15 protein-coding genes are annotated in these 12,846 nt (G+C 73.5%); 5 read left to right on the plus strand and 10 right to left on the minus strand.

Going from position 1 to position 12,846, the window contains the following annotated elements:
* Nucleotides 1-56: 56 nt before the first annotated feature.
* From ABGA99_RS35560 to ABGA99_RS35580, 5 genes are all read right to left on the minus strand, one after another.
* Nucleotides 57-854, minus strand: a complete 798-nt coding sequence (locus ABGA99_RS35560) for an SAM-dependent methyltransferase (protein WP_347584237.1) — start codon at nucleotides 852-854, stop codon at nucleotides 57-59.
* Between the two features lie 156 nt (nucleotides 855-1,010).
* Nucleotides 1,011-1,928, minus strand: coding sequence for a hypothetical protein (locus ABGA99_RS35565; protein ID WP_347578619.1), 918 nt, complete (start codon nucleotides 1,926-1,928; stop codon nucleotides 1,011-1,013).
* The gene (locus ABGA99_RS35570; protein WP_347578618.1) at nucleotides 1,921-2,271 is read right to left on the minus strand and encodes a hypothetical protein; all 351 of its coding nucleotides are present in this window, start codon (nucleotides 2,269-2,271) and stop codon (nucleotides 1,921-1,923) included. The genes ABGA99_RS35565 and ABGA99_RS35570 overlap by 8 nt, the downstream gene beginning before the upstream one ends.
* A gap of 247 nt (nucleotides 2,272-2,518) precedes the next feature.
* Nucleotides 2,519-2,698, minus strand: a complete 180-nt coding sequence (locus ABGA99_RS35575; RefSeq protein ID WP_347578617.1) for a hypothetical protein — start codon at nucleotides 2,696-2,698, stop codon at nucleotides 2,519-2,521.
* Entirely contained in the window at nucleotides 2,695-3,018 is a 324-nt protein-coding gene (locus ABGA99_RS35580; protein WP_347578628.1) for a hypothetical protein, read from the minus strand. Before ABGA99_RS35580 ends, ABGA99_RS35575 begins: the two co-directional genes overlap by 4 nt.
* A gap of 9 nt (nucleotides 3,019-3,027) precedes the next feature.
* Between ABGA99_RS35580 and ABGA99_RS35585 the strand changes: the two genes are divergently transcribed.
* Together ABGA99_RS35585 and ABGA99_RS35590 are read left to right on the plus strand one after the other, a co-directional pair.
* The gene (locus tag ABGA99_RS35585) at nucleotides 3,028-3,606 is read left to right on the plus strand and encodes a 5'-nucleotidase C-terminal domain-containing protein (RefSeq protein WP_347584238.1); all 579 of its coding nucleotides are present in this window, start codon (nucleotides 3,028-3,030) and stop codon (nucleotides 3,604-3,606) included.
* Nucleotides 3,607-3,678: 72 nt separating this feature from the next.
* Entirely contained in the window at nucleotides 3,679-4,131 is a 453-nt protein-coding gene (locus ABGA99_RS35590; protein WP_347578615.1) for a protein-tyrosine phosphatase family protein, read from the plus strand.
* 69 nt (nucleotides 4,132-4,200) lie between these two features.
* On the opposite strand, the gene ABGA99_RS35595 is transcribed toward ABGA99_RS35590, so the two are convergent.
* From ABGA99_RS35595 to ABGA99_RS35615, 5 genes are all read right to left on the minus strand, one after another.
* Nucleotides 4,201-4,530 (minus strand): non-heme iron oxygenase ferredoxin subunit, encoded by a 330-nt coding sequence (locus tag ABGA99_RS35595; RefSeq protein ID WP_027741247.1) that lies wholly within the window; start codon nucleotides 4,528-4,530, stop codon nucleotides 4,201-4,203.
* A 2-nt stretch (nucleotides 4,531-4,532) separates the two neighbouring features.
* Complete coding sequence (locus tag ABGA99_RS35600) at nucleotides 4,533-5,795, minus strand: FAD-dependent oxidoreductase (RefSeq protein WP_347584239.1); 1,263 nt, start codon at nucleotides 5,793-5,795, stop codon at nucleotides 4,533-4,535.
* A 3-nt stretch (nucleotides 5,796-5,798) separates the two neighbouring features.
* The gene (locus ABGA99_RS35605) at nucleotides 5,799-6,248 is read right to left on the minus strand and encodes a Rieske 2Fe-2S domain-containing protein (protein ID WP_347578613.1); all 450 of its coding nucleotides are present in this window, start codon (nucleotides 6,246-6,248) and stop codon (nucleotides 5,799-5,801) included.
* 79 nt (nucleotides 6,249-6,327) lie between these two features.
* Complete coding sequence (locus ABGA99_RS35610; protein ID WP_125935606.1) at nucleotides 6,328-7,053, minus strand: iron-containing redox enzyme family protein; 726 nt, start codon at nucleotides 7,051-7,053, stop codon at nucleotides 6,328-6,330.
* A 152-nt stretch (nucleotides 7,054-7,205) separates the two neighbouring features.
* Nucleotides 7,206-8,831 carry a hypothetical protein gene (locus tag ABGA99_RS35615; RefSeq protein WP_347584240.1) on the minus strand — a complete coding sequence of 542 codons (1,626 nt, stop codon included), beginning with the start codon at nucleotides 8,829-8,831 and terminating at the stop codon, nucleotides 7,206-7,208.
* Nucleotides 8,832-9,121: 290 nt separating this feature from the next.
* On the opposite strand from ABGA99_RS35615, the gene ABGA99_RS35620 reads away from it, so the two are divergent.
* Genes ABGA99_RS35620 through ABGA99_RS35630 form a run of 3 tightly spaced genes read left to right on the plus strand, consistent with a single transcriptional unit; the run spans nucleotide 9,122 to nucleotide 12,838 of the window.
* Nucleotides 9,122-10,771, plus strand: a complete 1,650-nt coding sequence (locus ABGA99_RS35620) for a gamma-glutamyltransferase (protein WP_347584241.1) — start codon at nucleotides 9,122-9,124, stop codon at nucleotides 10,769-10,771.
* Between the two features lie 10 nt (nucleotides 10,772-10,781).
* The gene (locus tag ABGA99_RS35625; protein ID WP_347578610.1) at nucleotides 10,782-11,294 is read left to right on the plus strand and encodes a RidA family protein; all 513 of its coding nucleotides are present in this window, start codon (nucleotides 10,782-10,784) and stop codon (nucleotides 11,292-11,294) included.
* The gene (locus tag ABGA99_RS35630) at nucleotides 11,291-12,838 is read left to right on the plus strand and encodes an MFS transporter (RefSeq protein WP_347578609.1); all 1,548 of its coding nucleotides are present in this window, start codon (nucleotides 11,291-11,293) and stop codon (nucleotides 12,836-12,838) included. The genes ABGA99_RS35625 and ABGA99_RS35630 overlap by 4 nt, the downstream gene beginning before the upstream one ends.
* Nucleotides 12,839-12,846: the final 8 nt, after the last annotated feature.

The raw sequence follows: 12,846 nt of genomic DNA on the forward strand, positions 1-12,846 counted from the left end.
GCCCCCCGCGCCTTCAGCGCCCTTCCCCCGCGGCGGCAGACACCCCGCCCCCGCACCTACCCCGTCCGACCCACCCCGCAATACCCGAAGACCGCCGGCGGCACGCCCTCCGCCCCCGCCTCCGGCCGCCACCTGCTCATCGTCACCACCCCCGGCTCGATCACCTCCAGCCCCTCGAAGAACCCCGCGATCTCCTCCCGCGTCCGCGGCGTCAGCGGCACCGCCGCCGACGCGTTGTACTCGTCCTGCGCCCGCCGGTTCTGGGCCGCCACCTCCGTACCGCCCAGGGACGGGTCCAGCGTCGCGTGGGTGAGGGCCACGTAGCTGCCCGGCGGCACCGCTTGCAGCAGGTGGCGGACGGCCCTCCGGGCCTCGTCGTAGTCGCGGAGGAAGTGCAGGATGCCCAGCAGTGTGAGCGCCACCGGGCGGGTGAAGTCCAGCGAATCCGCCGCGCCCTCGACGATCGCCTCGGGGTTGCGGAGGTCGGCGTGGATGTAGTCGCAGGTGCCCTCCGGGGTGGAGGTGAGCAGGGCGCGGGCGTGGGTGAGGACCATCGGGTCGTTGTCGACGTAGACGATGCGCGCGCTCGGCGCCGCCCGCTGCGCGACCTCGTGGGTGTTGTTCATCGTCGGCAGCCCGGTGCCGATGTCGAGGAACTGGCGGATCCCGGCCTCCGCGGCCAGGTAGTGCACGGCGCGGCCCAGGAACGCGCGGTCCGTGCGCGCGATGTCGGTGATCTGGGGGAAGGTCTCCTTGTACGCGTCGGCCGCTCTGCGGTCGGCCTGGTAGTGGTCCTTGCCACCGAGGAGGTAGTTCCACACCCGCGCGGAGTGCGGGACCGTGTTGTCGATCACCTGACGAGGGTCCTCGCCCCGGTACATGAACCGCCTCCTAGCCGCCGGTGCTGCCAGTGCCGCAGGTGCCGCCAGTACTTCCGGTACCCCCGACATCACCAGTGTCACCGGTGCCGCCCAACATAGTGGCGGCCCCGGTGACGAACGGCGCGTGGCTCAGGCCCGCGTGTCCCGTTCCTTCTGGACCACCGACGCCATCCGCTCCACCAGTTCGAAGTGCCGCTCCGTCGGCAGCTCCGTGAAGAAGTTGAAGACCCCGCGTCCCATGTCGTCCCGGTTCATCACGCTGAGCTTGATCATCGACTGTTCCGCACGCCCCGTGCGCTGGTCGAAGACGTTCACCTTGAAGTCGAGTTCGTCCACGTTGAACGTCGACACCACCTCCCCCGGTGCCGCGAAGCTGTCGTGGCTCGACCGGGATATCATCTCCGCCGCCATCCCGTCGCGGAGGTTGCTGTCCAGGAAGCCGACGAAGGACGGGGCCAGCAGCGTGAGCAGGTCGCAGCCCAGGTTGACCCGGGTGAGGGTGCCGTACGACTTGAGTTGGATGTTCTCCTGGACTTCGCGGCTCTCCCAGCGCTTCGGTACGCCCGCCGCGCGCCACATCCTCTCGAATACCTCCGCCGCCACGTACTCGCCGATCTCCGTGCGGCCGTCGACCATCACGAGGATTTTCTCGCTGGTCACCGACACCGCGGTGATCGGTACGTAGCTGTTCCGGCCGATCGACACCCGGCCGCGGGAGAAGTCGAGGTCTTTCTGCCGCAGCGCGAACTTCAGGATCTCCAGCTTCGACCACTCGGAGGCTTCGCTGATCTCGCGCACATGCGAGAGGACTTCCGGCGGATCGATATTCAGGTGGAATTTCTCCTCGATGCTGCCGAGGAGCACTTCGGCGTCGATGTCCTCGTGCGGCAGCATCTTGGGGTTCATGGTCAGGACGACGGTGGTCATGTCGACGGACTGGACGACGTCCGGCGGCTCCTGCTCCAGCGTCTGGAGGATGTCCCTCCGGCGGGACTCCGCGTCCTGCTCGTACTGGTCGAGTGCGCTCTGGAGTTCTTCGTCAGCCATTCTTCCCGCTCTCGATCTGCTTCACGTACTCGGTCAGCCGCTCCTGCGCCGGTGCGATCGAGTTCTCGTCGCCGAGGGCGCGGATGCACAGGACTCTGAGGTCCGGCGGGAGCCAGATCGTCAGGCCCAGGACCTCCTGCCGCTCCTCCTCGGACAGGGGTTCGTGGAGTCTCGCTCTCAGCAGTGCCGACCAGACTTTCTGAATGGCGTTCTGCTGTAACGGAAGGAGCGAAAGCGAACGGTCGTTCCATTGCTGGAACTTCTGGGTTCTTCGAAGCGTGAAGTACGCGGATACGAAGGCGATCCCGCCACCAATCAAGGTGGCCACCACGGAATTCAGCACGTGCCCCCCAAAACGCTCCACCCCGGCCCGGTGGAGCCCTCTCATCATAGAGCCGCCCAGTTGACGCCAGCAAGGCGCCTGACCGACCGCTCACGGGCAGGCGGAAATGCTCCTGTTTTTCGATCTTTCCTATTCACGCGGGTTCGGCACAGCAAATGATCGAATATGACGGGGGCGAGATCGTCAGTCTCCCTGCCGCCTGCCCGTACGTCTCGTGGCCGGCCCCCCGGGGGAGCGGGGAGGGGAGTCAGTCCGCCGCCGTCGCCGCGGCGGGGAAGTCCTCCCACGTCCGGTGTCCCACCGCGTGCTCGGGGGTCAGGTCGGCGCCCGCGCGGAAGGCCGCCGCCGCCCTGCCCGGCATGCGCATCGGCATGACCGGGCGGCGCCGGCCCGCGGCCTTCAGGTAGCCGCGGAGGAGGTCCTTCATGTCGTACGTGCGCGGGCCGCCCCTCTCCGCCACGAGCCCGCGGGCTCGGCGAGCGCCGGTTCCGCCAGGCGGTCGGCGACCTCCGCGGCGGCGATCGGCTGGATGCGGAAGCCGGAGGGGGCCGGGAGCACCGGCATGCGGGCCATCGCGCGGGCCGTCTTCAGCGTCAGCTCGTGGATCTGGGTGGCGCGCAGCGTCGTCCACGGCAGGCCGGATCCGGCGACGATCTCCTCGGAGGCGCGCTTCGCGGCCACGTAGCCGAACATCGCGCGGTCGAGGCCGCTGACGACCGGGGTGCGGTCGGCGCCGACGACGGAGATGTAGACGAGGTGCGGGTTCCCCGGCGGCCCTGGCGGCGTCGACCAGGTGGCGGGTCTTCACGTCGTCGCCCTTGGAGGTACCGGCGGGCGCCGCAGCATCCTGGCCGACGACCCCGCGGCCTCCGAACAGGCGGAGGACGGCGACAAGCAGTCGGAGTTCTTCGACCAGGCGGACTACGACCGGCAGTTGGAGCTGACCCGGGCGTCCCCGGAAGGTCCCGAGGGCAGCTGGTCGAGGCGCTGCGGAACGGCTTCTCCGGCGCGAACGAGAACAGCCCCCGGTTCCTCCAGCCGTCTGCGGAGCTGTCGTACGCGGTGGATCTGCGCCGCGAGGGCGGCGCGCGGCTCGACGCGGCGAGCGTGCGGGTGGCGGGCGAACCGGTGGTGGCGGACCGGGAGTACCGGGTCACCGTCAGCGAGTTCCTCGCCGAGGGCGGTGACGGGTTCACGGCGTTCAAGGACGGTACGGGCCGCCAGGGCGGCGACGTGACGGACACCGCGGCACTGGTCACGTACCTGCAGAACGCCAGCTCGCCCGAGGCCCCGCTGGCGCCGCCGTCGCCGGCGCGCATCGCCGTCAGGCAGTAATCAGGCAGTAAGGGGCCGGGCAGAAGGGCGTACGCCCCCGGCGGACGGGCTCCCGCGGCTACGCTCGGCGGCATGAGCGAGACGTGGGAGCCCACCGGGGCCGGGGTGATGCGGCTGCCGTCCGGGCGGTACGTGCGCGGGCGCGGGCTGCGCAAGCCGGCGCCCGCGGGGCAGGACCCGGAGCTGGGGGTGTACCTGCTGGGCGGCCCCGCGCCGGAGACGGCGTGGGAGAGCCGCTGGGTCCGGTGGCCCGACTTCCGCCTGCCGGCCGACCGCGGCGCGGCGGAGGCGGCGCTGCGGGAGGCGTGGGAGCGGGCGGAGGGGGAGCGGGTCGAGGTCGCCTGCGGCGGCGGGGTGGGCCGTACGGGAACGGCGCTGGCGTGCCTCGCGGTGCTGGACGGCGTCCCGGCGGGCCGGGCGGTGGCGTACGTACGGGAGCACTACCACCGCCGTGCGGTGGAGACCCCGTGGCAGCGCCGCTACGTGACCCGCTTCCCGGACGGCCGGGGAGCGCCGGCCCGCTAGCGCGGGGGCGGCGGCCCGACAGCACGCACCCGGTGTCGCCTCGGCCCGCCCGCGCCCCCTCCCCTTCTCCTACTCCAGCCCCGCCACCAGGATCTCCCCGTTCTCCTCCCGGACCTCGTACACCTTGATCGGCTTCACCGCGGGCGGCGACAGCGGCTCCCCCGTGGCGAAGTCGAAGACGCTGCCGTGGCACGAGCACAGCAGCCCGTCCTCCGTGACCTTGCCGGACGACAGGTGGCAGGCCAGGTGCGTGCAGTAGTTGGCGCTCGCGTAGACCTCGCCCTCGAAGCGGGAGACCGCCAGTTCCTTGTCGCCGACGAAGAAGCGGCGCACCACTCCCTCCGGGACCTGGCCGGAGCGGGCGACCCGTACGTACGTCGCGTTCCCGGTGTCGGGCATCGTCAGTTTCCTCCCGCCAGCGCCGGCTCCGCCGCCGCCTCTTCCGCCAGCTCCGCCAGGTCCGCGTCCTCGTCCGCCAGCCGCGCCGGGTCCGGCGCCGCGCCCCTCGCGATCAGTTCCTTCGCCGCCCTCACGTCCCCGCCGCGCTCCGCCGCGAACGCGGCCCGCAGCACGCCCTCTTCGAGGTAGAAAGCGGTGAAGTCGCGCTCCGCCACCGAGCCGCGGACCACCAGCCGGTCCCACGCCCGTGCGTGCCCGACGTGCTGGAGGTTGAGGCCGAACTGATCGGACCAGAACCAGTGCGGCTCCCCGTGCACCGCCGTCCGGCCCAGGATGTTCTTCGCCGCCACCATTCCCTGCTTGTTCGCGTTGTCGAAGTGCTCCACCCGCACCCACCGCCCGTACAGCGGGTGCCGGTGGTTGGCCACGTCGCCCGCGGCGAAGATGCCCGGGACGCTGGTGCGGCAGTGTTCGTCGACGAGGACGCCGTTCTCCACCGCGACCCCCGAGGCCCGCGCCACCGCGGTGTTGGGCACCGCGCCGACCGCGACGACCACCGCGTCCCCCTCGACCCGCAGCCCGGACTCCGTGGTGACGACGACGCCGGTGGGCCCGGTCCGTACCGACGCGACGGTCTCGCCGGTGTGCAGCTCCACCCCCGCGGCGCGCTGGACGTCCGCGCAGAAGCGGCCCATCTCCTCGCCCAGGACCCGCGCTTGGGGCACCGCGGCCTGCTCGATGACCACCGGCCGCACCCCGCGGGCCAGCGCCGTCGAGGCCACCTCCGAGCCGACGAAGCCCGCTCCGACGATCACCAGCCGGCCGCCGGGGCGCAGCAGCGAGCGCAGCCGCAGCGCGTCGTCCAGCCCGCGGAGGTGGACGATCCGCTCGTCGTCCTCCGCCACGCCCGGCAGCCGCCGGGCGCTCGCGCCGGTGGCGAGGAGGAACCGGTCGCCGGGGACGGTCGTGCCGTCGGCCAGTTCCACGGCGCCCGCGGCGGTGTCGATGCGCCGGGCGGCGGTGCCGAGGCGCAGTTCGACGGCGTTGTCGCGGCACCACTGCTCGGAGAGCAGCGCCGCGTCGGAGTCGTCGGCGGCGCCCTCCAGCAGCTCCTTGCTGAGCGGGGGCCGCTGGTACGGGGCGTGCGGCTCGTCGCCGACGAGGACGATGCCGCCGTCGAAGCCGCGCCGGCGCAGAGTGCGCGCGGCGACGGCCGCGGTCTGGCTGGCGCCGATCACGACGACGCTCCTGGGGGTGTCGGGCATGGGTCACTCCTGGGTGGCGGCGGTGGGTGGGACCGGGAACGGGACGGACGGCGGAGTGGCGGACGGGGGTACGGAGTTCGCCGGTGCGGCCGGTATGCGGGCGGGTGCGGCAGCGGCGGCCGGGGACACCGCGGCGGAGCCCGCGAGGGCCGCCGGACGCAGCCACACGCCGCCGTCCGCGACCCGTACCTCGTACCGCGGCTGGCACTCCTCGCGGTCGTCCGCCTGCCCGGTGCGCAGGTCGAACGCCCACTGGTGCCCCGGGCAGACGACCCGGCCGTGCAGCACGGTGCCGCGCGCCAGCGACTTGCCCTTGTGCACGCAGGCGTCGCGGAACGCGAACACCTCGCCGTCGGCGTAGAAGAGCGCGACCCGCTCCTCCCCGAGCGCCACCAGCTTATTTCTCCGCCGGCTCACGTCGGTGAGTTCGGCGACCCGCGTCCATTCGGACATGTGCTCCTCCGGATATGAAGAGACGGCGGCGGCCGGAATGTCGCGTCCGGCCGCCGCCGTCTGCCGGCCCGCGGTCCTTTCAGGCGGCGGCCGCGGCCGGCTCCAGGTCCGGCCGGACGTAGTGGTCGTAGAGCGCCTGGGTGTACGAGTAGCGCATCTCCGCGCCCCAGCGGACGAATTGCAGACACCGCTGCTGGAGCCGCGGGGTGTCGGCGTGGTCGAGCACGATCTGGTATCCGCGCTCGCCGTGCACCACGTCCGAGGTGATGTGCAGATCGAAGAACTCGATCTCGTCCTCGGTGAATCCGTACGATTCCCGCAGCGGCACGATCTGCTTCTTGTAGATGCTCGGCACCTGCGACTCCAGGCCCACGACCAGCGCGGCGGTGGCGACCACGAAGTGCTCGCGCATGGCGACCGCGTAGCACCAGGACTGCAGGCCGCGGGTGACGGGGTTCATGTTCGAGGGGTCCTCGATGCGCTCCTTGGTGGTGCCGCACGCCTCCGCGAAGCGGATGAGGAGGTCGGTGTGGCGGATGTCCGCCAGCTCCTCCTCGTACATGTTCTGGAGCGTGAAGTCCTTGGCGCCCGTGAATTCGTCCGGGGTGTTTCCGTAGATGTATCCCAGGTAGTCGGCGAACGGGCCGACGTAGTGGTAGTGGTTCTCCGCCCAGCGGGCGAAGTGCTCGCGCTTGAGCTGCCCTTCCGCCCACGCGGTACTGAAGGAGGCGTTCTTCGCCTCGCGGCCCTTGATGGCCTCTTCGAGCGCGCTGCGGAATTCGTCTCTAGAGAGCAGTTCGGTCATCTGCTGCGTCCTTTCCGCGGTCCGTGTGCCACCAAAGTAGGCAGCGTGCGGGGGAGTCGAGGATGGTGTTTGTGCACAGCCCTGTGCGGAATCTCTGTGCACTGTGCCGGGACCGTCGCCGGCTTCGCCACCGGGTACGCCCCGGGCGGGCGTCAGAAGAGGACGGTCGCCAGCGCGGTGGCCGTCACCAGACCGGCGACGACCGGCACGAAGCAGTGCCGGACGATCTCCTGCACCGGCACCCGCGCCACCCCCGCGACCGCCAGCAGCGAGGACCAGGCGATGAGCACGCCGCCCCCGGTCCACACCGAGCCCATCTGCCCCACGGCGGCCAGCGTCGCCGGGTCGACGTCCGCGGCCGGGCCGAGGGAGCCGGAGAGCGAGCCGGTCAGCGGCAGGCCGGCGAAGCCGGAGCCCTCCAGGCCGGTGATCATGCCGATGATCAGGATGGCGAACGCCACGATGAAGCCGACGTCGGGGATGTACTGGTCGACGGCGGTGACGAGGTCGAAGAGCAGCGCCGGCGGATCGTCGTCCTGCACGCCGGTGATCTGGGTGATGAAGTCGACGTTGCCGAGGAAGAAGAACCCGGCGATGGGCACGACGACGCCCATGGCCTTGAACGCGAAGACGAGCCCGTCGACGACGTGGTCCGCGGCGGTGGTCAGGCCGTCCTTGCCGTCGGTGCAGAACACCGCGGCGAAGAGCAGCAGCATCGCGACCCCGCCGACGAGCCCGGCGGCCTCGCCGCCCTGGACCTCGGTGACGGCGCCGGTGAACTTGCCGAGGAGCATGTAGCCGACGATGGCGGCGAAGGTCAGCGGCACGATGAGGGCGAACGCGCGGGAGCGGCGCACGGGTACGCCGGGGGTGTCGCAGGAGTCGGGGCCGGGCGCGGAGTCCGGCTGGCGGTCCGTACCCGAGCCGGAGCCGGAGCCGGTAGCAGAATCGGTTCCGCTGCCGCCCGGCCCCGCGCCCCCCGGCGGGCTGAGCAGCTTCGTCGCCGTCCCCGCGGACCCGCCGGACGCCGCCGCCGTACGCGCCGGGCGCCCCGCCCCCGTACCGCCGAGGGACTCTCCCCCGCCGTCCGCGGACACCGCCTCCGCCTCGGCCTCCCAGCGCAGTCGGTGCTCCTCGCTGACCGTGCCGAAGGAGCGCCGCCCCTTCAGATACACCAGCGTCAGCGCCACCACCCCGGTGATCACCGACAGCACCATCGCCCGGTCCGCGACCGCGGAGGTCTCCACCCCCGCCGCCTTCGCGGACAGTCCAGGCGCCACCTGGATCACGTAGTCGCTGGACAGCGCCATGCCCTGCCCCGCGATGGCGATGGCCGCCGCCGCGCTCACCGCCGGCAGCCCGGCCCGGATCGCCGCGGGCAGCAGGATCGCGCCGATCAGCGGCACGGCGGGCGTGGGCCAGAAGAACAGACTGATGAAGTACGTGACGCCGGCGAGAGCCAGGAACGCCATGCGCCCGTTGCGCATCAGCGCACGGAACGGCACCACCATGCGCCGCTCCGCACCCATCGCGCGCATCGCGCCGAGCAGCGCGGTGATGAGGGCGATGATGAGGAAAATACTGAAAAGCTCCCCGGCCGCGGTCAGGCTCGCGGAGAAGATCGCGGCCAGCCCCTTGACGAGGCTGCCGCTGTAGAACCAGGCCGTGAAAAAGGTGGCGACGACCGCGGGAACGACGACATTACGCCGCGCGATCATCACGCCGATGATGACGACAACCCCCGCGAGATACGTCCAGTGCGCAGCAGTCAGCTCCACGTCCGCACTCCCTACCCGGCTCCCGGCACTGCTGCCGGACGGCCGAAGTCCGATGGTTGTGCGGCACTCTGGCGACCGTTTCTGCCAGGCCACAGGGGGAGGGTGCACATTGTCCGGCACATTATTTGTGCACTGTGCGGGCGGGAAGACCCCGGAGTTTCCGCATCGTTTCCCGGCGGGGTCCCGGCCGTTGCCGGGGGTCCGGAATGTGCGGGGCGCACAAGGAGGTCGCCGGATCCGGGGGCAGATTGCACATGGATCTTCGGTACCCCCGGGCGGATACTCGCCGCATGGCCGAGTCGTACGAGTCGCAGCAGCCGTCCGTCCAGCAGCAGCTTGAGCAGCAGCGCCCGCCCCGTACCCCCGTGCTCTCCGCCGGCGGCATGGCCGCGAGCGCGCACCCCGCCGTCACCTTCGCCGGCGCCGCCGTGCTGCGCGACGGGGGCAACGCCGTGGACGCGGCGCTGGCGATGGCCGCGATGTCGTGGCTCGCGCTGCCGGGCCAGTGCGGCATCGGCGGCGACGCCTTCGCCGTCGTACGGGAGCCGGACGGCCGGGTGTGGACGGTCTCCGGCAGCGGCTACGGGCCCGACGGCGGCGACCTCGACTTCTACGCGGCCCAGGGCCACGACGCCGTGCCGCTCGCCGGCCCGCTCTCCGTCGCCGTACCCGGCGCGCCCGCCGCCCTCGCCGCCCTGCACGCCGCGGGCGCCACCCGCGAGCTCGCCGAGCTGTGGGCCCCCGCGGCCCGCGCCGCCGACGGCGGCCTGCCCTGCACCGCGAAGACCCGGCGCGACATCGCGGAGGAGCAGCGACTCCTCGCCGCCGACGCCGACGCGCTCACGAACCTGCTGCCCGCGGGCCGCCCGCCCGCCGTCGGCCACCGGCTGGCGCAGCCGGACCTGGCCGCGACGATACGCACCCTCGCCGCGGACCCCGCCGCCTTCTACACCGGCGCGTTCGCGGAGCGGGCGACAGCCGCCCTGCGCGCGGCGGGCGCACCGTTCAGCGGCGAGGAGTGGGCGCTCTGCGGCGATGTGGCGCCGCAGAGCGCGATCAGCACCGAATACCGCGGCCGTACCGTGCACCAGACCCCGCCCCCCACCCCGGGCTGGATGGCCCTCCAGCAACTCGCCCTCTGCGACGGCACCCTCGGCGCCCTCGCCCCGCTGGGCGCCGACGCCGTGCACCTGCTGGCGTCGGCGGCCCGGCTGTCCTTCGCGGACCGCGTGGAGTGCTGCGCGAGCGACACCGAGGTGTGGCGGGAGACGCTCACGCCTGCCGCGGTCGCCGCGGCGCGCGAACGCCTCGCGCGCGGCGAGGCGCCGCCGGGTGCGGCGGGGCCCGCGGACGGCGACACGACGTCGATGGTCGCCGTGGACGCGGAGGGGCGCGCGGTGAGCTACATCCACTCGCTGGCGTTCACGTTCGGCTCCAAGGTCACGGTCCCCGGCACCGGCGTGCTGCTCAACAACCGCCTGGGCCGCGGCGCGTACCTCATACCCGGCCACCCCAACGCGGTCCACCCGCGCCGCCGGCCGCTGCACACGCTGAACGCCTGGGTCGTCACGGACGCGGCGGGCGCTCTGGAGCACGTCGGGAACACCCCGGGCGGCGACGGCCAGGTGCAGTGGAACACGCAGCTCATCTCGCACCTGGTGGACCACGGCCTCGACCCGCAGGCGGCGGTGGAGGCACCGCGGTTCTTCATCCACCCGGGCAGCGACGCGGACGTCATCGGGCAGCCGGAGGAGCTGCGGTGCGAGTCGCGGCTGGGGGCGGCGGTGCTGGCGGAGCTGCGGGAGCGCGGACACGCGGTCACCGACTCGGGGCCGTGGGGCGCGGGCGGCAGCGCCATGGTGATCACCGCGGACACGGAACGGGGCTGCCTGCTGGGCGGCGCGGACCCGCGGCAGGACGGGGTGGCGCTCGGTGTCTGAGGGAGGTGCGGTGTCCGGGAATACGGCGCCGGAGACGGAGGAGTCCGGGGTTCCGGTGCCGGGGGCCGGGGACTCCGGCGGTACGGGAACGGGGGCCGGGGCCGCCGCACCCGTGCCGCAGGGGGACTACCGGGCCGCCGTCGTCGACGGCGGGCTCGCGCTCAGCGCGGGGATGACGCCGCGGGCCGGCGGGCGGCTGACCGTCACCGGGCTCGTCGGCGGCGACATCGGCCCCGCGGTGGCCCGGGACGCCGCCGGGCTCGCGGCGCGTAACGCCGTCGCGGCGATCGTCGCGGCGCTTGATGGCGACGCGGGGCGGCTGCGGCGGCTGTTGCGGATGACGGTGTACGTGGCGTGCGTCGACGGGTTCACCGATCTGTCGGCCGTCGCGGACGGCGCCACCGCGGGGCTCCGCGAGGCCGCGCCCGAAGCGGGGCTGCCGGTGCGGTCGGCGATCGGGGTCCGGTCGCTGCCCTCGGGGGCGCCGGTGGAGGTCGAACTGACGGCGGCCGTACGCCCATGAGGCGCGTCCGCCCGTGGCGCCGCGGCGCCGCAACGCGGCAGGCCGCCCCGGAGGAGGCGCCGTCACCGGCGACACGGCCCGGGCGCGGGGCTGCGCCCGCGCCCGCCGCCGAGTCCGTACCGGCCGCCGTGCCCCCTGCCAGGACCGCCTCGGCCACCACCCCCGCCCGCCGGCCCAGCCGGTGGGGCCTGCTCCCCGTGCTCACCGCCACCGTGACCACCACGATGGCCAACACCGTCGTCAACGTCCCGATGACCTCGATCCTCGCCGACCTCGACGCCCCCCTCAGCCGCGGTGTGCTCGTCGCCACCGCCTTCCCCGTGACCCTGGCCGCCCTCATGCCCGTCTCCGGCTGGCTCGGCGACCGGTTCGGCCACCGCCGCGTCCTGTGCTGGGCGATGTCCGGCGTGCTGGTCGGCTCCGCCGGGGCCGCGTTGGCGCCGAGCCTGCCGATTCTGGTGGCCTTCCGGATGCTGCAGGGACTCGCCGCCGCGCCCGTGCTGCCCGTGGTGATGGTGCTGGTGGTACAGGTGCTCGGGGAGGAGCGGCGCGGGCGGGCGCTGTCGCTGTGGGCGGCGGCCAACGGCGCCGGGCAGGCGCTCGGGCCGACGACCGGCGGGCTGCTCGCGGAGTTCCTGGGCTGGCGCGCGGTGTTCTGGCAGATCGTGCCGCTGTCCGCGCTCGTCGTGCTCGGCGGCCGGCTGCTGCTCCCCAGACCGCCGGAACCACCCGCCCGTACCCGCCTCGACTGGCGCGGCGCGCTCACCGTCACCGGCGGTGCCGCCCTGGTGCTGGCCGCCACCTCCGCGGTGCCGTCGCAGGGCATCGGCTCCCCCGCCGTGTGGGGGCTCGCCGGCGCCGGGTTGCTGTGTCTGGCCGCGTTCCTGTGGGTGGAGCGGGGCCGGCCGGGGGCCTTCCTGCGGCCCCGGCACCTGATCGAAGTGCGGTATCTGCGCTCGTCGTTCGCCGCCGCCGCGCAGATGTACGCGCTGGGGGCCACGCTGCTCGCCGCGCCGGTCTACCTGGTCGAGACGCACGGCATGCCGGAGGGCACCACCGGGCTGGTGGTCCTCGCGCTGCCGCTGGCCATGGCGTCCCTCGCGCCCGTCGCGGGGCGGGCGACCGAGCGGTTCGGCGGCCGGGCCGCCATGCGCGGGGGACTGCTGACGCTGCTCGCGGGGCTCGGCGCACTGGCCGCCGTCGCCGGGTGGCACGGGGCCGCGCCACCGCTGGTCGCGGCGCTGCTGGCGCTGGGCGCGGGGGTGGCGTTCATCCAGACCCCGGCGGCGACCGGCGCGTCCCGGTCCCGGGCGGGGCGTACGGGCGCGGGGCTGGGGCTCTTCAACCTCGTACGGTTCGGCGCCACCGCCCTCGGCACCGCCTCCGTCGCCCTGCTGGGCACCGAACCGGAGCGGCTGGTCTGGGTCTTCAGCGCCGGCGCGGCCCTGGCGGCGGCGGCCTTCGTCTTCTCCTTCGCCGGCAAGGACCCGCAGCCCGACGCCGCGGCCGCACCGGCGCGGCCCCTTCCGGTGCGCAGCCGCTGAGGCGCCCG

This window comes from Streptomyces sp. B5E4 (assembly GCF_039871555.1).
Lineage (GTDB): Bacteria > Actinomycetota > Actinomycetes > Streptomycetales > Streptomycetaceae > Streptomyces.